We start from the raw sequence: 17,099 nt of genomic DNA on the forward strand, positions 1-17,099 counted from the left end.
TCTCTTTTCTCTTTTCTCTTCAAACAAGTATTTCGTTTTCATCACAGTCTATTGCTTTCACTATAATCTATTGAATTATTAAGATATCTATCACACTGCACATGATTATTTAGGTCTACGCTTTTACCCGTGTTAATAACTTATTAACTTCGGAGCGTAATCCATGTTAGGTATCCAGCTTTCTGCTGTTTTCTCTTTATTCTTCTTTTCTTCGGTTGCGGGCGCGACTACCTCTCAGTTAGGAGAGCCTCTCAAGCTAACTAACTCATTTGTTGGCTACCTATCACTGACCATTTTTGTTATTGCCTACATTGTGGTGATGATGGAAGAGTACCTAAAACTCCGGAAATCCAAACCTGTGTTACTTGCGGCAGGCCTGATCTGGATAATCATCGGTTTTACCTACCAAGAGTACAACCTTGTTGAAGTGGCTAAACAAGCGCTCGAACACAACTTACTCGAATACGCCGAGCTGTTACTTTTCCTACTCGTCGCCATGACCTACATCAGCGCCATGGAAGAGAGAAGACTGTTTGATGCACTGCAAGCGTGGATGGTGGGCAAAGGCTTTAATTTCCGCTCTCTGTTCTGGTTAACCGGTATTCTGGCCTTCTTTATCTCACCTATCGCCGACAACCTCACGACAGCTCTATTGATGTGTGCAGTAGTTCTTAAGGTCGCAGGTTCTAACCCTAAATTCGTTAACCTAGCCTGTGTGAATATCGTGATCGCCGCCAATGCTGGCGGCGCGTTCAGTCCCTTCGGTGATATCACAACGCTAATGGTATGGCAGGCTGGCTATGTGAGTTTCAGTGAGTTCATTCCCTTATTTATTCCTTCGGTAATGAATTACCTCGTCCCCGCATTGATCATGTCTTACTTTGTACCAACAACCCAACCCGATACGGTTCATCAACACGTTGAATTAAAACGCGGTGCTAGACGCATCGTGTTCTTGTTCATCATGACCATCGCGACTGCGGTTGCTTTCCATGCCGTGCTCCACTTCCCACCAGTGATGGGCATGATGATGGGACTGGCGTATCTACAGTTCTTTGGGTATTTCTTGCGTAAGACCTTACCGAATTCACTAGCGAAGAAAAAGGCAGTGGCGATTGCCAATAATGATGAGGGGGCATTGAAACGACTCGGTTCAGTCGTGCCCTTTGATGTATTTCGAAGAGTGTCGCATGCCGAATGGGACACCTTGCTGTTCTTCTACGGCGTGGTGATGTGTGTCGGTGGCTTAAGCTTGCTTGGTTACTTGGAACTCGCGTCTGGTGTGATGTATAGCCAATGGGATCCAATTTGGGCCAACATTATGGTCGGGATTCTATCTGCGATTGTCGACAACATTCCGGTAATGTTTGCCGTGTTATCCATGGAGCCACAAATGTCGATGGGCAACTGGCTACTGATCACCTTAACCGCTGGGGTTGGTGGTAGCTTATTATCTATTGGTAGTGCAGCTGGAGTAGCATTAATGGGGGCAGCGCATGGCAAATACACCTTCTTTGGCCACTTGAAATGGATGCCAGTGATCATGATTGGCTATGCCGTCAGTATCGCTGCTCACTTATGGCTAAATGGCGGGCTTTTCTAATTCGATGATCCTTTCAAAGGTTGTTCAACGCGTGTCCAGACGTTGCTTAACTGCATCGCTGGACACCGATTGCAGGTTAGCACCGCGCCTTCGTGTTGTATTCGCATCACCAAGCCAGAATCTGATCGGCTATTCGCTGAATTCAACTTAATGTTGAGCAAATCACCTTCAATACGATAGGTTCGAGTCACGGAATTATTCGTTGTTTGATAAATCACTTGTCCCGACTCGAAATACAAATAGCTGTCATTGTCAGCGTTCTCGTACACGCCTTTAAACATAACAAGTTGTGGGACCTCGAAAGGTCGGCTGGTATCAGTTAAGCAACCTGTCAGCAATAATGCGCAGCTGCAGCCAGATATTAATAAGGGAAATCTATTCATTTGGGCATCCTTGCCTAGAGAACATAGTCAAAGAATATGCAACCAAATAGATATTTTCCAGAAAGCGTTGATTTTAATGCAAAGTCACATTTTAAGAACTATTAGCCTTTGTCCTTGAGTGCTACGTAAGCCTCAGCCAGCATCACGACAGGCTCGTTGCCAAATCGCTTTCTAGTCTTGCGATCTTCCCTCAATTACCAATAAGCGCTGTTTGCGTTCTACACCACCCGCATAACCCGTCAGCTTGCCATTTTTGCCAATCACACGGTGACACGGCACAATCACAGAAACCGGATTTTTGCCATTCGCTAAGCCAACAGCACGAACGGCTTTCGGATTACCTATCGCATCAGCCAGTTGTGCATAGCTCCAAGTCTCTCCATAAGGAATGGTAGTCAGCGCCTGCCAAACCGACTGCTGAAATGGAGTGCCTTTGGCTGCGATCGGCACAGAAAATTGGATAGCTTCGCCTGAGAAATAGCGATTAAGCTGCTCGATCGCCACTACAAAGATTGGAAAGCTATCATCTTGAACGCCTAACTGTTCAGGCTTAGTGGTATGCGTTTCAAACCAAAGGCCGAGCAAGCCCTCATTGTTCGCCTGTAAAGTTACGGTTCCCAATGGGCTCTCATAATATGTAAAACGGTTAGCCATAATATCTCCCAGCGTGGTACTGCAAATGTTTGTGGATTGCTCATGTTCGCGGGTTGCTTCTATTAAGACTGATTCCAGCAATGGAACGTGGCGTAGCTCCCCCAAGGTGAAACACTCTCTGTATTAATGGCAGGTCGATGCTCAATAAACTTCTTCACTACCAAATCACCAACCAACAAGTGGTTAGGCTCGCTTAACCCGCGAAGCAGCGCGTATTGAATTGTCCAAGGCCCAATGCCTTTTAGCTCAATCCATTTAGAAGGATGCTCAGTTTCATTGTCGACCATGTATTCGGCAAAACGCTTTAGGGTCTCTTTGCGGCTTCCCGGCATTCTTAAAAAGCTAACATCGGCCTCCGCTATCTGCTTAGGCGTTGGGAAATACGCTTTCTCGGATGCATCAGAAAGCTCTTTAACCAATAAGTTGAGCTGGCCAATCGCTGCGGTTACCGAGACTTGCTGCCCGAGAATCGCTCTCACTCCTGCTTCCCAAGCACTCCACACGCCAGGAATACGGATACCACTCTTGGCCACCAAGTTAGGATCGATAGTCTCAAAGAAGGCCTCGACCTTTGCAATATCGACATCAAGATCGAACATACGTCGAATATTCGCAATCAAGCTTCTTAAATGGCTTATATCGTCCAACTCAAATTCAATATCCAAGCGGTTATCTTTAGCCAGAGTCGACTTGAACCAGCCCTTCGACCCGTTCACATTTACCGTGCGCTGGTAATAGTCCTCACCTACCTCTTCTAAGCCTTCAATCATTCTTCGTCGATAGAAAGCTAACAGGTGCTTCCAATCCAAAGGACCGTGAAAACCAAGCTGAATATGATTACTCACACTATCACTTAGCTTTGCCCGCCGAATTTGACTTGGCGAAAGCTGCAGTTCTTTTTGAAAGGCATCATTGAAACGACGTGTACTATTAAAGCCACTCGCAAAACCTACATCGGTAATGCTCATGCTACTGGTGTGCAGCAACTGCTTAGCAAACATCAACTGGCTATAAAGACTATATTGCTTGGGTGACACACCGATGTAATTGTCGAATAAGGTTCGCAAGTAACGATCAGAAATGCCTAAACGGGTCGCAAGATCGACGATAGATCCTGAATTCAGCGCGCCATTATCAATCAACTGCATCGCACGTAAGAAAGTGGTTTCGACGCCCTTCCAAGCTGGAGAAAAAGGTGCGCTGTCTGGTCGACAACGTAAACAAGGGCGATACCCAGCCTTTAGCGCCTGAGCTTGATGGGAAAAGTATTCGACGTTTTCCTCTTTAGGTGGCGTTGCTGGGCAAATCGGGCGACAAAATATCCCTGTCGTTTTCACCGCTGTGAAAAACATTCCATCAAAGCGAGCATCTCGCGCATATCGAGCCAGATGACACTGCTCGTTCGTTAAGGTGCTGTTGTGATTGATATTTTTCGACATGCTGTACTCTTCCCATTTGCCATCGCTTTCGATCCGATAACTAAAAGTTTACCGTGAACCACCATAGTCGCTAGCCACTTTCGGAACTGAAGGTTAGATAAATCACAAAAAAGGGTTTTAATTTTATTCAATTCGACTAAATTTAACCTAGAGAAGGCATTCTTCTCACAACGTCAACGATCGGTACTTAGCACGCCAAGATGCAGAGACCTATCGAATATAAAAAGGAAAAGGCTATGGTTCTACACACATGTCGTATTGTTTTATCAAACCAACAGGTTCTCACCAGTCAATCAGTCGAGCAATCTCTTTGCTTTCTTGAAAACAAAGCAGATAACGGGATTTCTAAGATTGAGATTGACGCAACGGATGGCCACACAATCCATTCGTACATGTCACACTCTCTCGAAGAGTCTATTGAGAATCTAATGAACCTATAAGTGTGTTAACACTATAGAGCCTTAAAATAGGGCTAGATATACCAGGCTTAAACGATTTTATTGGAATGAGAAACGATCTCTAGTTCCGAAAAGAAGTACATCTCTGGTTTAAAACAAAAATGGCTCCCAACTATATAACTAGTTAGGAGCCATTTTTTATTTAATCTAAACATGGTTATAGCAAATGCCGTTACTCAGGAGCTTGTTCAGCGGCTTGTTGCAGCGTGTAAGCGGTCGATGGGTCAATCTCATTAACCAATTTCTCAACCTGCATGATCGCCTCCACCGAGGTGCTGCTCTTGCGGTAACTCAGATAAATTGGGCGATACCAGTCTTCCACCCCTTTCACCTTGTGCAGCTGACCCGAATCGATAAAAGGTTCAACTAGAGATACCGGAAGATATGCACTACCACCTTTCTCTAAAATGAAATCAAGGGCGATACGAGCCGTAGAGGTACGAAGATACGGCGCTGGCACTTTAGGGTGACGTTCTGCGTGTTCAGAACCAAAACGCGTTCCCCAATCCACATACACATACTTATGTTGGAATACAGATTCCAGGTCATCTTGCTGCGTTGATACCAACACCAAAACCAAATCAGCGACTTTTTTACAGTTCAGCTCTTCCGCTTTGATCTGATCGAACGCGAAAGCCATATCTAAGGTTCGTTCTAACAAATTACGGTTCAGTTGCTCGCGCCCCATCACCTCTGCCATAAAGCCATAACCACCAAAAGAGTCGGTCACAACACTTAAACAGTTTTGCAGATACGCATCCCAAATATTCGGCGTGCCGCCCAGCGTTAACTGCAAGGCTTTACCACTCTCTAACGACAGCTCAAATTTCGCTTGTTGTAAGGTGGAAACCATCACTTCAGCATAACCAATCAAACGTTCACCGGAAGATGTGAGTTTGATGTTATTGCGGTCACGAATGAAGAGTTGAGTATCAAAATAGCCTTCAAGCTGCTTGATTCGCGCACTCACCGCCGCTTGCGTTAAATACAAGTTTTCAGCTGCACGCCCAAAATGGCGCACCCTTGCAACCTCAAGAAAGGTTCTAAATACTTTCACATCCATCAAATACATCTCTGTAATAAATCTGCTAACTAGCCGATCTAGGATTGTTTATCGTAAAGGCAAAAACGTTTTGTTTCCTATTTTAGCCTTTTAACAATATTTTCGCGTGAGCAATAAACACTAATTTCTATCTAACCACATTACTGAGGCTGATATGTCTGAGACCGAATTCCGTCACGGAAAAAAACGTTTTTATGACACCATTAAATTCCCACGAGGGTTCGCTAAGTCGGGTGATTTTACTCTGTCAGAAGAGGAAATCCTAACCTTGTTTGGTGACACTATGCTTGCACTTGAAACTGGTGAACTAGCACCAATCAATGCAGAAGAAAAACACTTCATTAAAGTGTTGTCTCACCCTCATAAGGCAAAGTCCAAGTTAGAGCGTGTTTGGTTGAAGTACATTCAACTAGCTCGTGGACGCCGTCGCTTTCATACCCTAAACGGCTGCAAACGCGGCGAAGTGCCTAGGGAAGAATACGAAAGTGAGTTAGTGTTAGAAGATTAGTAAAATCGCTCAAGGTGATACCTCATCACTTTGGGCTTTTTTTTCCTTCAATGTTTACACTTCAAGCTCGCTTTTTCTTCTTAGTTGGTAAGTTTAGCTAACCTGTTCGGATTTACCAATATTTATAGATAATTCATAGCGATAGCGTGAATCAACATCTATTCTAGTCACCCTAAGTGTGTCTAACCCGACTAAATTCTTCGAACCTCGCTCAACAACTTCCTTTTATCACGATAGTGGCACATTGCCATCATTATTTTTCACGCCTCAACTATACTCTCAAAGCCAGTGAGTACGCAGCAGCTCTTTAATACGCCAAAGCTTATAAATCTGCAGAAACGCACAGACCCTTTCAGGCACTGAATCAAATCAACATTCCTGTATATGACAAGCGTATTAATCTTGTTTAACGCCACCAAATATCCATACAATTATTGTGCAATTTTGAGAGTTCTAGTCACAGATACAACGAAAAAAGCAAAAAATTGACCTAAAACAATAGCGGAACCTGATAACTTATTTTATAATGCGAATTAATGTTTCAGAACACTATAAAATTTTATTTCTAGGGGCAAAATCAATGAGACTTATTCCATTAAGCAACAAAGCAAAAGTAGGTAAATGGGCTGCTCGTCATATCGCAGATTCGATCAACAAATTCGCTCCAACTGCTGAGCGTCCATTTGTACTAGGTCTTCCTACTGGTAGCACACCTCTAACTACTTATGCTGAGCTAATTGAACTTTACAAAGCTGGCGAAGTTAGCTTCAAGCACGTTGTAACATTCAACATGGATGAGTACGTTGGTATCGACCCTAACCACCCAGAGTCTTACCGCACATTCATGCACGAGAACTTCTTCAACCACGTTGATATCCAAGCAGAAAACATCAACCTGCTAGACGGTCAAGCTGAAGACATCGATGCTCACTGTGCAGCATACGAAGAGAAAATCCGTTCATACGGCAAAATCAACCTGTTCATGGGCGGCGTAGGCATCGACGGTCACATCGCATTCAACGAACCAGGTTCTTCTCTATCTTCACGCACTCGTATCAAAACGTTAACTGAAGACACTCGTATCGCGAACTCTCGTTTCTTCGATGGCGACATCAACCAAGTTCCTAAATACGCACTAACTATCGGTGTTGCTACTCTTCTAGATTCAGAAGAAGTAATGATCCTTTCTCTAGGCCACAACAAAGCTCAAGCACTTCAAATGGCTATCGAAGGTTCTGTAAACCACATGTGGACTGTTACAGCTCTACAGATGCACCGTAAAGCTATCATCGTTGCTGATGAGCCTGCTCAACAAGAGCTAAAAGTTAAGACTCTACGCTACTTCCAAGAGCTAGAAGCTGAAAACATCCAAGACCTATAATCTCAGGTTTTGTTGAGACAAAAAGCCACATTATGTGGCTTTTTTTGTACCTGAATTTCGCAGTCAAGGTACAAGACTATCCAACGATTAAAACAAAACGTGCAGATTGTAATCGACATAAGAATCGTCAATTTGTGTCATGCTTAGCTCGGAAGAAATAGGAGGGCTGGAGTGAATACAAAAAAGCGATTTCTCAAACTAGAGAAACCGCCATCATTTTAAATTTTGGATTGAAACGAACGAACAGCTACAAGATATGTAGGATGCAAAACAAGATAAGCAAGACTATAAACTAAAGCTAAGAACTCAGCGCGTTATCTCGGCACAAGGTAGTGATAATGTCAGTGATAGCTAAAACGATCGTCGACTTCACTTTCTGATTATGTCGCCCCAAAAACATTTCAAGCATTGGACCAGACATGGTCTCCACCATCTCCACATCATATTCGATTGGCATAATACGCTGAATCGCGTGTACCTTATTAAGCTCAAATATAATGTCGACTTCTGTGAAACTGGTGTCGTCACCCTGTATTTTCGCCCACTCTTTCAAGGTAACGAAAACCTCTAAATCGTCATAAAGCTCTTTACTGATGACACCAAGCCCTAATAGTAGCTTAGCGCGAATCATAATCTCGCCTAACGGGCCACCGCTGTTAAGAAGAGGTTCTACAACGAACTTAATTGCAGTGTCATCTTTCTTAAAGATATTCTTTAATACGGCATCTACCGTGTCATCCAATGCATCGTAAGCAGCCATTAGGCAGGCGCCAGCACTCTCAGCTTCTGATAGGGCTTCAAGTAATTCAGTTTCATGGCTAGTTTGTATTGGCATAACGGCTCGGCAATAAGAAAGTGCCACCGGGGTGGCACTTTGATGATTTATCATTTCAATGCTAGATAAGCTTGTTCCGCTAGTTTAACAACTTCTGAATCGATATTCAGCTCAGAATAATGCGCTAATGTCTCAGCAAAACCTTTTTCTGCGAACATTGCTTGAAGTTCAACCGCTTGTGGGTCGTCTTCATTCTTGTAAAGGAATGCTGCAGCAATCGCTTTTACTAGGTGAGCGTTCGGAAGATCGTACTCTAATGTACCGTTCAATGGCTTAACTAAGCGGTCTTGTGGGCTCAGTTTACGAATAGGCTGACGGCCCACGCGGTCTACTTCATCACGCAGGAATGGGTTTGCAAAACGGCCAAGAATTTTCAAAATGTAAGCGGCATGTGCATCTCGATCAAAGCCGTAACGCTTGATCAGAACTTCACCACTCTCTTCCATTGTTGCTTTTACTTCAGAGTAGATCGATTGGTCTTCAATAGCATCTTTAATTGTCTCGTGACCAGCAAGTACACCCAGGTATGCTGTTACTAGGTGGCCTGTATTTAATGTGAACAGTTTACGCTCAACGAAAGCCATTAGGTTATCAGTGCATTCCATACCAGGGATGTTTGGAATATCACCTTTGAATTGTGTTTGGTCTACGATCCACTCGCTGAACGTTTCAACTGTTACTGCTAGTGGGTCTGTTTCGCCTGCTTCTGCTGGTGGTACGATACGGTCAACCGCTGAATCAACAAAGCCAATATGCGCTTCAGTGAACGCTTTCATTTCGTCAGAAAGGTGCTCTAAAACCGCAGCTTTAAGCTGGCTAGTACCACGAACCATGTTCTCTGCTGCGATGATGTTCATTGGCGCGGTGTTGTTTGCCGCTGCACGCTTTTCAATGCCTTGAGCAATAGACTTAGAGATAATTTTAAGAACCGTTGGACCAACCGCAGTGGTCACAATGTCAGACTCAGCAAGGCTATCTACCACAGCGCTTGTTGCTGAGTTTACTGCCGTCACGTTCTTAACGATTTCAACAACACACTCTTCACCAACAATCTTCACTGGGTATTCTTGGCGTTCAATTAACGCATTAACAACCGTTTCATTTACGTCAGCAAAAGTAACCTTCATACCAGCGTCAGAAAGAAGTTTACCGATGAAGCCACGACCGATATTACCTGCACCAAAATGTAACGCTTTCATAATTTTGACCTTATAAATATTTGAATCTAGATAGCTAACTGCTCAACAACATGCCTTGACGATGTGCCCTAAGCATTAAGCAGTAAGCTATTCAGACTGAATCTTGTTAAGACAGATTTAGACCGAAAATGAGGCCAGTAGGGGGATACCGGCCTCCTTCACTTAAGGAGCTTGACTAGAGCTTTTTAGTTTCCGTTGAGAATACGTAGAACATCAGCAGGGTTTGTTGTGTTCTGTAGGCATTCCACAGCGTCTTCATCATCAAGTGAATTGGTGATAGCCATCAGCACCATGTTGTGCTCATCGCCTTGTGCGGCAATACCGATAACCATCTTCGCGATATCGTCTTCATCTTCGCCCCACTGAATACCTTCAGGGTACTGACAGAATACGATGCCGGTTTTTTGTACGTATTGCTTAGCTTCGATTGTGCCGTGTGGTACTGCGATAGACTCGCCAAGGTAAGTAGATACAAGCTCTTCACGAGCAAACATGCCATCTACGTACTCTGGAGATACATTGCCAAGTTTTACTAATTGGTCGCCAGCAAACTTGATTACGTCTTCTTTTTGAGTCGCTTTAAGGCCAAGGAAAATGCTATCGTTAGTAAGTGCAAGCTTGCTGCCGTCTTGTGCTGGAGCCGCTGCAGGAACCGGAGCTTCTACCTTCGCTTCACCACTTTGTGCTTCAACCAGTTCTGCTACTAGGTTGTCGTATACTGCGCCGTCTAAGAAGTTGTTAAGAGACATGTGCATTGCACCAGGAATGGTTTTGCGAGCACGGTCTGTTAGGTCTTTATGCGTAATAACAATTTGCGAATCAGCCGGTAGGTTGTTGATGGCGTAGTTGGTTACTTCAATATCTAGACCAACCGTTGCTACTTTCTTACGTAGTAGACCCGCACCCATAGCACTTGAACCCATACCCGCATCACACGCTACATAAACTGCTTTTACATCCGCTAGGTTTACGTTTGCTTCTGATGCTGCACCTTTTGAAGACGCTTTCATGCCTTTCATTTGTGCAGAAGCTTTTTCTAGAGAATCTTCTTCGTCATCTTGAGCTGAAGTCTTAAGTAGAATTGAAGCGACTACGAAAGATACTGCTGTTGCAGCGATAACAGAAAGAACAACACCAATGTAAGAGCCTTTTGGCGTCATCAGTAAGATTGCAAAGATAGAACCTGGTGATGCTGGAGAGATAAGACCAGAGTCGAACACTACGTTAGTGAATACACCAGCCATACCACCTGCGATTACCGCAAGGATTAGACGTGGGTTCATTAGAACGTAAGGGAAGTAAATTTCGTGGATACCACCTAAGAAGTGGATGATAGATGCACCAGCAGCAGATTGCTTTGCGCTACCTTTACCAAACACCATGTAAGCAAGTAGTAGACCTAGACCTGGACCTGGGTTCGCTTCGATTAGGAAGAAGATTGAACGGCCGATCTCTTCAGATTGCTGAATACCTAGTGGAGAGAAGATACCGTGATTGATTGCGTTATTTAGGAATAGGATTTTCGCCGGTTCAACAAAGATAGATGCTAGAGGTAGTGCACCCGCTTCAACCATTACGTTAACGCCAGCCGCTAACCCAGAAGATAGAACTTTAACTGCAGGGCCAATCACGATGAACGCGATGATCGCGCAGATCATGCCGATGATACCAGCGGAGAAGTTGTTCACTAGCATTTCGAAACCACTCTTCACTTTGCCGTGAACAGCTTCATCGAATTTCTTGATTGCGATACCACCTAGTGGACCTACAATCATTGCACCCATGAACATTGGGATATCAGTACCAACGATAACACCCATTGTTGTGATAGCGCCGACTACCGCACCGCGGTCACCACCAACCATTTTACCACCGGTGTAACCAATCAATAGTGGCAGTAGGTATGTAATCATAGGACCAACCATTGATGCTAACGTTTCGTTAGGCCACCAACCTGTTGGGATAAATAGTGCAGTAATGAAACCCCACGCAATAAATGCGCCGATGTTTGGCATTACCATATTGGATAAGAAACGACCAAAGTTTTGAACCTTGATCTTCGCTTCTGGTGATAACATAGGTAGAACCCCGTAGTGTATTGGTTGGTCAAATGACCGAAAGTGTGTGCTCAAAAGTTGATTAAAATGTATCACAACATTTCCAAAATGCACCCTAGCCCAACTTTCGTGACAAACATCACGCATAAAAAACACTTTGGGGTTAACAGCAACGCTTTAGATCACAAAAATGTCATGAATCTAAATTACAAAGTAAAATTAATGAGAATAATTCTAATTCATGAGAGATGTAGATCACACTAATTAACTCGACAGTCAAAAATAATTAGAGATCAAGATCACACTTAATGAAAGGTGCATCTTAAAAACTATAAACCATGTATGAAGGAACGCCATTCCAAGTGTGTTTTCTATGCACTCAGATGAATTAAACCCATCATCATGTAATTTAATTACAGAATGTAATAAAGGACTTTCTTGATGCTTTTTTAGAGAACCCTTCCCCCAAAAGCTCAAAATACATGAACAATGAGGAAGCGGAATTGCGTAAAGTAGATGTGTTATTCTAGTAATCAGTTCCTGTGTAATTCCGACCCCACATTATCCAGTAGTCAAATGACGACTTAAGAGAAGACTATGTCAGACAAGATCTCCACATCGGCACTCGCTAAACAAAAAGGCATAGAAGCTAAAACTCTATTTAGTGACCTAAAAACGGCTGGCTATATCGTACGTTCAGAAGACCGCTGGGTGCTGACCGAGCGAGGAGAAAGCTTTGGGGGGGAGTATGTAGAACACAAAAAATTTGGTGTCTTTATTGTGTGGCCAGAGAAACTGCTTATCGACTTAGAGTCATTCTCTGGCAAAACATTAACCGCGACGCAATTAGGTCACGCCTTTGATCTCAGCGCCAAGAAGATCAACTTATTGCTCAATGAACTTGGGTGGATAAAGAAAGAAGAAGACGGTTGGCATGTCACCTCTACAGGCTTAAAAGCCGGTGGTGAACAAAGAGAAGATAAAGCGACTCAAAATTTATTCGTGGTATGGCACGACTCACTGGTTCGCAATAAACGTTTAAAGCAGTCTGTCGTTGAATTCCTGGGGCATGATGCTGAAAGCCACTCGACCGATGTGTCATTCTCCAGTTTTCGTCAGAAATTTGAGGCGAAGCACCGAAGCTTGGATGGGCATTATGTACGTTCAAAGGGAGAGCTGATCATCGATAACTGGCTTTATATGGCAGGAGTGGTTCATGCGTACGAGCGTCCGCTGCCAATATCAAAAGAAGTGATCAGCGATTTTTATCTACCAAGTGGCAAAGTGTACATCCAGTTCTGGGGAACCGATTCTGCGCCAATCGCCGAAGATAAACGTGAAGCTACGAGAAAAATCTATGAAGAGCATGGTTTTGGTTTAATCGAAATCACGCCAGAAGATATCCCCAACCTAGACAGCGTACTTCCGCCATTATTGCGCCAATATGGTATCAAGGCGTACTAAGCTACTGAATCTTGAGATTCCACCGCAATTAAGATCACACTTATCGAATCATTGTGGACATTATTATCCATAGTGATTTGATATGTTCGCTATTTTTCCCGAGTCATTCTTCTATTATCTTACACCCATCGACTTGAGCTACCGCAGATACTCGATTTATTGGGGCATGTTCGATAACTATTTAGACGTTCAATCTATTGAGATTCGTTTAAATTGGTTATCCGTTTATTGTTGACGTGACTGAACATAAAACCCTACAACATTTATTATTGATAGATATTAGGATTCAACATGACTCATCCAATCATTACTGATCTAAACACTCGTTACACAGCTAAAAAATACGATGCAGAAAAACGCATCTCTGCGGAAGACATGGAAGTAATCAAAGAAGCACTTCGCTTGTCAGCTTCTTCTATCAACTCTCAGCCTTGGAAATTCATCATCATTGAGAGTGACGCAGCAAAACAACGCTTCCACAATACTTTCGAAAACATGTTCCAGTTTAACCAACCACATGCGAAAGAAGCGTCACACACGATCCTGTTTGCTCACGATCCTAAGTACACTAAAGAGAAATTCGCGAAGCGTGCAGATACAGAAGTAAGCTCTGGTCACCTACCAGCTGAAATGTACGAGCAATTCTTAGGTGCTTACGCATTTGCAGAAATGAACACAGACGAGACTGGTTTCAACGGAAGCTGGACTAAGTCTCAAGTGTACATCGCACTAGGTAACATACTGCACACGCTAGCTCGTCTTGGCATCGCTTCAACACCGATGGAAGGTGTAGACGCAGCTATGATCGGCGAAGAGTTTTCTGACGAACTAGAAGGCCACGTTGTTGATGTTGCACTGGCTATCGGCTACCACAAAGACGGCGAAGACTACAACCACGGTAAACCAAAAGCGCGTCTAGCTCTTGATGAAGTCGTTACCACGCTATAACAGTTACCGCGCTATAATAGGCACAACGCTGTAATAGCTGAAACAAACAAATCGCACTGCTTTATTTGGCCAGACTCTCATCTGGCCTTTTTTATATCTGTTATTTATCCAAGCCACTACCCACCAGCAAGTCATAAAGACACGTTAAAATCAATATGATTACAAAAACTAAAAAGTCATAAAGACACAAATAAGAGCTCAAAAATCAAAAAAAATAGCCAAAACAATAATTTAGAAACATGGCACAACTAGTGCAATGAGAGCCTTAGATATTTCAATAAGGTACTATCATTATGACTATTCACGTTAAATCAAATGTTCACTGGGTCGGCGTCCACGATTGGGAAACCGAGCACTTCCACGGTAAGGAATACCACATGAACAAAGGTACGAGTTATAACTCGTACCTGATCCGTGAAGAGAAGACAGTGCTTGTCGATACTGTCGATCATCGCTTTACTGAGCAATTCCTTGCAAACCTAGAGATGGAAATCGATATCAACGAGATCGACTACATCATTTGTCAGCACGCTGAAGAAGACCACTCAGGCGCGCTCTCTGCGCTGCTTGCTAAAATCCCGAACACGCCGGTTTATTGTACTGAAGCGGGTGTAAACTCCATTGTTGGTCACCACCACCAACCAGACTGGAACTTCAGAACCGTCAAAACTGGTGACACTCTTGATGTCGGTAACGGCAAGCAACTTATCTTCGTTGAGATGAAAATGCTGCACTGGCCAGACTCAATGGCGACTTACTTAACCGGTGATGAAATCCTGTTTAGTAACGACGCTTTCGGCCAACACTACTGCGACGAAAACCTATTCAATGACCAGCTAGACCAAGTCGAACTGCATGAACAATGTCTGCGTTACTTCTCGAACATCCTGACGCCGTTTGCGCCGCTGGTTAAAGCAAAGATTGAAGAAGTGCTGAGCTTAGGCGTACCGATCGATGTCATTGCTACTTCTCACGGCTGTATTTGGCGCGATAATGCGACTCAAATCGTTGAGCAATATTACGAGTGGTCGAAAGCCTACAAAGAAGATCGCATCACGATTGTCTACGACACCATGTCCAACAACACCCGCATGATGGCTGACGCGATCGCAAAGGGTATCCGTAAAGGAAGCCCAGAAACAGCAATCAAGGTCTTCAATATTTCTAAGCACGACAAGAATGACATCCTTGCCAATATCTTCCGTTCAAAGGGTGTGCTTGTTGGCTCATCGACCATGAACAACGTGATGATGCCGCAAATCGCCGCGCTACTTGAAGAAATACACGGCCTGCGCTTTGCAGAAAAAAGAGCCGCAGCATTTGGTTCTTCAGGTTGGACTGGCGGCGCAGTAAAACGCATCGATGCTCGCTTACGTGAAGCCAACTTCGAAGTGAGCGCACCTCAGCATATTCACTGGAAACCGGATACCGACGCACTTCGCCAATGTATTGATTACGGGATGACACTGGCCGAGGTTTGGCGCACCGATGCGAACGAGGTTAGTGAGCCTAAGAAAGTTGAACGCAGTGTTAAGCCGCTTGAAACCACACCTGTACCAACGAGTACTCCGGTCGCGCTCGCTGACACAGACAACCAGCAAACCGAGCAGGCTCAAGACAAGCCAAACCATAGCGCAGACTGCACTTGCTGGCGCTGTACTGTGTGTGAATGGGTGTACGATCCACAACTGGGTGAACCCTACCAAGGCGTTGAACCAGGAACACCATGGGCACAAGTGCCAGATGATTTCCTTTGCCCCGAATGTCATTTAGGCAAAGAAGTGTTTGTGGAGAAGTAACATGTCGAACATTGTGATTGTGGGTGGTGGTTTCGCCGCCCTACAAACCATAAAGATGGTACGTAAAATTGACCAAGATGTCGCGATTACCATGATCACGGCAGATGCAGGGGTTGAGTACAGTAAGCCGAATATCTCACACGCATTCAGCCAGGCTCAAACACCACAGGCGTTAACCGTTAATAACGCTCAGCAATTGGCTGAGCAGTACAACGTGGTCATCAAAACCAAGGCTTTAGTTAGTGAAATCGATACCAAGCAGCAGTGTGTTCATGTTGATGGGCAAATCATCCACTATTCGAAGTTGGTATTAGCAACGGGAGCGACACCTTTCATACCACCAGCAGAAGGGCTTAAACGCAGCGAGACCATTACGTTAAATAGCTTGGAAGAGTTCGAGAAACACAAAGCTCAGATCGATGACGCCCAACGCATCACTGTGATTGGGGGAGGCTTGATTGGGGTCGAGCTCGCATTCGATCTTCAAACTGCGGGCAAAGATGTCACGATTATCGAACCCGCAAGTTATCTATTGAATAACTTAGTGCCGCCTTTCGTTTCACTTGAGTTAGAAGGGGAGCTGACAAAAGCAGGGGTTACCGTCGAAACCGACTCTGTGATTTGTCGAGCAACTTACCTTCACGATGGAGTCAGGCTACAAACTACCACTTCTCGATTAATACGAGCAGATATCGTGATTGCCGCAGCAGGATTAAGGCCAAATACGGCTTTAGCCGCGCAAGCGGGAATAGAGGCAAACAGAGGAATTGTGGTTGATAACACCTTAAAAACCAGCGCTAACAATGTGTATGCGATTGGAGATTGTGCCGAGGTTGAAGGGCGCGTAATGGCTTATCTACAACCCGCGATTTTGTCTGCTAACGTGTTGGCAAAGCAGCTCATTGCGAGTGATGAAGTACCTGCGACAGCTGACATAAAACTCAAGTTGCCTCATATCATCACCAAGGTGAAGACCCCAAGCTACCCCATTCAGCTTGCAGGCCGCGATCTGCAAACCGCTCAAAGCTGGGAAACTCGCTTTGACCCGAAAGGTATTGTCGCTAAGGGCTTCAATGAAGATAATCAGTTGGTTGGATTCATTGTCACGGGAGAGCACATCAAAACCGCATTTCCCCTACTAAAGGAGTTGCAGACAATTTCACCATCATAAGCACAAAGCTGTAAAAGCAGTCGACGCATTATATAGGTCGACTGTATTCAACACAAAAATGCACATCAAATTCGGGAAAATTTGAGGCTTATACTAGAGCAACTCTAGTATAAGCAAGCAATAAAAAAGCCAGTCAA

At 44.2% G+C, this 17,099-nt stretch carries 15 protein-coding genes; 8 read left to right on the forward strand and 7 right to left on the reverse strand.

What is annotated here, in order from left to right; translation table 11 throughout:
• Window positions 1-163: 163 nt before the first annotated feature.
• Complete coding sequence (gene nhaD, locus BCV39_RS16855) at window positions 164-1,603, forward strand: sodium:proton antiporter NhaD (RefSeq protein ID WP_055319220.1); 1,440 nt, start codon at window positions 164-166, stop codon at window positions 1,601-1,603.
• Here nhaD and BCV39_RS16860 read toward each other — a convergent pair.
• The 3 genes from BCV39_RS16860 to BCV39_RS16870 form a co-directional block, all read right to left on the reverse strand.
• A complete protein-coding gene (locus BCV39_RS16860) occupies window positions 1,600-1,986 on the reverse strand; it encodes a hypothetical protein (protein ID WP_102432112.1) in 387 nt (128 codons plus the stop codon). The genes nhaD and BCV39_RS16860 overlap by 4 nt on opposite strands.
• A 171-nt stretch (window positions 1,987-2,157) precedes the next feature.
• Window positions 2,158-2,640 carry a methylated-DNA--[protein]-cysteine S-methyltransferase gene (locus BCV39_RS16865; protein WP_102432113.1) on the reverse strand — a complete coding sequence of 161 codons (483 nt, stop codon included), beginning with the start codon at window positions 2,638-2,640 and terminating at the stop codon, window positions 2,158-2,160.
• Window positions 2,641-2,702: 62 nt separating this feature from the next.
• Window positions 2,703-4,079, reverse strand: coding sequence for an AlkA N-terminal domain-containing protein (locus BCV39_RS16870; RefSeq protein ID WP_102432114.1), 1,377 nt, complete (start codon window positions 4,077-4,079; stop codon window positions 2,703-2,705).
• Window positions 4,080-4,315: 236 nt separating this feature from the next.
• On the opposite strand from BCV39_RS16870, the gene BCV39_RS16875 reads away from it, so the two are divergent.
• Window positions 4,316-4,519, forward strand: coding sequence for a hypothetical protein (locus tag BCV39_RS16875; RefSeq protein ID WP_048660610.1), 204 nt, complete (start codon window positions 4,316-4,318; stop codon window positions 4,517-4,519).
• A gap of 190 nt (window positions 4,520-4,709) precedes the next feature.
• Here BCV39_RS16875 and BCV39_RS16880 read toward each other — a convergent pair whose 3' ends face one another.
• A complete protein-coding gene (locus BCV39_RS16880; RefSeq protein ID WP_102432115.1) occupies window positions 4,710-5,600 on the reverse strand; it encodes a LysR family transcriptional regulator in 891 nt (296 codons plus the stop codon).
• Between the two features lie 154 nt (window positions 5,601-5,754).
• On the opposite strand from BCV39_RS16880, the gene BCV39_RS16885 reads away from it, so the two are divergent.
• Both BCV39_RS16885 and nagB read left to right on the forward strand, forming a co-directional pair.
• Window positions 5,755-6,108 carry a DUF413 domain-containing protein gene (locus tag BCV39_RS16885; protein WP_019819999.1) on the forward strand — a complete coding sequence of 118 codons (354 nt, stop codon included), beginning with the start codon at window positions 5,755-5,757 and terminating at the stop codon, window positions 6,106-6,108.
• Window positions 6,109-6,688: 580 nt separating this feature from the next.
• Window positions 6,689-7,489, forward strand: a complete 801-nt coding sequence (gene nagB, locus BCV39_RS16890) for a glucosamine-6-phosphate deaminase (RefSeq protein WP_008216780.1) — start codon at window positions 6,689-6,691, stop codon at window positions 7,487-7,489.
• Between the two features lie 298 nt (window positions 7,490-7,787).
• Here nagB and BCV39_RS16895 read toward each other — a convergent pair whose 3' ends face one another.
• The 3 genes from BCV39_RS16895 to BCV39_RS16905 all read right to left on the reverse strand — a co-directional run bounded on the left by BCV39_RS16895 (window position 7,788) and on the right by BCV39_RS16905 (window position 11,601).
• Window positions 7,788-8,324 carry an MltR family transcriptional regulator gene (locus BCV39_RS16895; protein ID WP_196303849.1) on the reverse strand — a complete coding sequence of 179 codons (537 nt, stop codon included), beginning with the start codon at window positions 8,322-8,324 and terminating at the stop codon, window positions 7,788-7,790.
• A 50-nt stretch (window positions 8,325-8,374) separates the two neighbouring features.
• A complete protein-coding gene (locus BCV39_RS16900; RefSeq protein WP_102432116.1) occupies window positions 8,375-9,523 on the reverse strand; it encodes a mannitol-1-phosphate 5-dehydrogenase in 1,149 nt (382 codons plus the stop codon).
• 185 nt (window positions 9,524-9,708) lie between these two features.
• A complete protein-coding gene (locus tag BCV39_RS16905) occupies window positions 9,709-11,601 on the reverse strand; it encodes a PTS mannitol transporter subunit IICBA (protein WP_102432117.1) in 1,893 nt (630 codons plus the stop codon).
• Between the two features lie 576 nt (window positions 11,602-12,177).
• Between BCV39_RS16905 and BCV39_RS16910 the strand changes: the two genes are divergently transcribed.
• From BCV39_RS16910 to norW, 4 genes are all read left to right on the forward strand, one after another.
• The gene (locus BCV39_RS16910; RefSeq protein WP_102432118.1) at window positions 12,178-13,044 is read left to right on the forward strand and encodes a glycerol kinase; all 867 of its coding nucleotides are present in this window, start codon (window positions 12,178-12,180) and stop codon (window positions 13,042-13,044) included.
• 291 nt (window positions 13,045-13,335) lie between these two features.
• The gene (locus tag BCV39_RS16915; protein WP_102432119.1) at window positions 13,336-13,992 is read left to right on the forward strand and encodes an NAD(P)H-dependent oxidoreductase; all 657 of its coding nucleotides are present in this window, start codon (window positions 13,336-13,338) and stop codon (window positions 13,990-13,992) included.
• 293 nt (window positions 13,993-14,285) lie between these two features.
• Window positions 14,286-15,791 carry an anaerobic nitric oxide reductase flavorubredoxin gene (gene norV, locus BCV39_RS16920; RefSeq protein ID WP_102432120.1) on the forward strand — a complete coding sequence of 502 codons (1,506 nt, stop codon included), beginning with the start codon at window positions 14,286-14,288 and terminating at the stop codon, window positions 15,789-15,791.
• A 1-nt stretch (window position 15,792) separates the two neighbouring features.
• Complete coding sequence (gene norW, locus BCV39_RS16925; protein WP_102432121.1) at window positions 15,793-16,962, forward strand: NADH:flavorubredoxin reductase NorW; 1,170 nt, start codon at window positions 15,793-15,795, stop codon at window positions 16,960-16,962.
• Window positions 16,963-17,099 lie beyond the last annotated feature (137 nt).

Origin of the sequence: Vibrio sp. 10N.286.55.E10 (genome assembly GCF_002872555.1) — a bacterium.
GTDB classification, from domain to species: domain Bacteria; phylum Pseudomonadota; class Gammaproteobacteria; order Enterobacterales; family Vibrionaceae; genus Vibrio; species Vibrio crassostreae.

Coding starts and splice junctions, on each gene's coding strand:
- nhaD (WP_055319220.1), top strand. CDS start 164: ATGTTAGGTATCCAGCTTTCTGCTGTTTTCTCTTTATTCTTCTTTTCT.
- BCV39_RS16860 (WP_102432112.1), bottom strand. CDS start 1,986: ATGAATAGATTTCCCTTATTAATATCTGGCTGCAGCTGCGCATTATTG.
- BCV39_RS16865 (WP_102432113.1), bottom strand. CDS start 2,640: ATGGCTAACCGTTTTACATATTATGAGAGCCCATTGGGAACCGTAACT.
- BCV39_RS16870 (WP_102432114.1), bottom strand. CDS start 4,079: ATGTCGAAAAATATCAATCACAACAGCACCTTAACGAACGAGCAGTGT.
- BCV39_RS16875 (WP_048660610.1), top strand. CDS start 4,316: ATGGTTCTACACACATGTCGTATTGTTTTATCAAACCAACAGGTTCTC.
- BCV39_RS16880 (WP_102432115.1), bottom strand. CDS start 5,600: ATGGATGTGAAAGTATTTAGAACCTTTCTTGAGGTTGCAAGGGTGCGC.
- BCV39_RS16885 (WP_019819999.1), top strand. CDS start 5,755: ATGTCTGAGACCGAATTCCGTCACGGAAAAAAACGTTTTTATGACACC.
- nagB (WP_008216780.1), top strand. CDS start 6,689: ATGAGACTTATTCCATTAAGCAACAAAGCAAAAGTAGGTAAATGGGCT.
- BCV39_RS16895 (WP_196303849.1), bottom strand. CDS start 8,324: ATGCCAATACAAACTAGCCATGAAACTGAATTACTTGAAGCCCTATCA.
- BCV39_RS16900 (WP_102432116.1), bottom strand. CDS start 9,523: ATGAAAGCGTTACATTTTGGTGCAGGTAATATCGGTCGTGGCTTCATC.
- BCV39_RS16905 (WP_102432117.1), bottom strand. CDS start 11,601: ATGTTATCACCAGAAGCGAAGATCAAGGTTCAAAACTTTGGTCGTTTC.
- BCV39_RS16910 (WP_102432118.1), top strand. CDS start 12,178: ATGTCAGACAAGATCTCCACATCGGCACTCGCTAAACAAAAAGGCATA.
- BCV39_RS16915 (WP_102432119.1), top strand. CDS start 13,336: ATGACTCATCCAATCATTACTGATCTAAACACTCGTTACACAGCTAAA.
- norV (WP_102432120.1), top strand. CDS start 14,286: ATGACTATTCACGTTAAATCAAATGTTCACTGGGTCGGCGTCCACGAT.
- norW (WP_102432121.1), top strand. CDS start 15,793: ATGTCGAACATTGTGATTGTGGGTGGTGGTTTCGCCGCCCTACAAACC.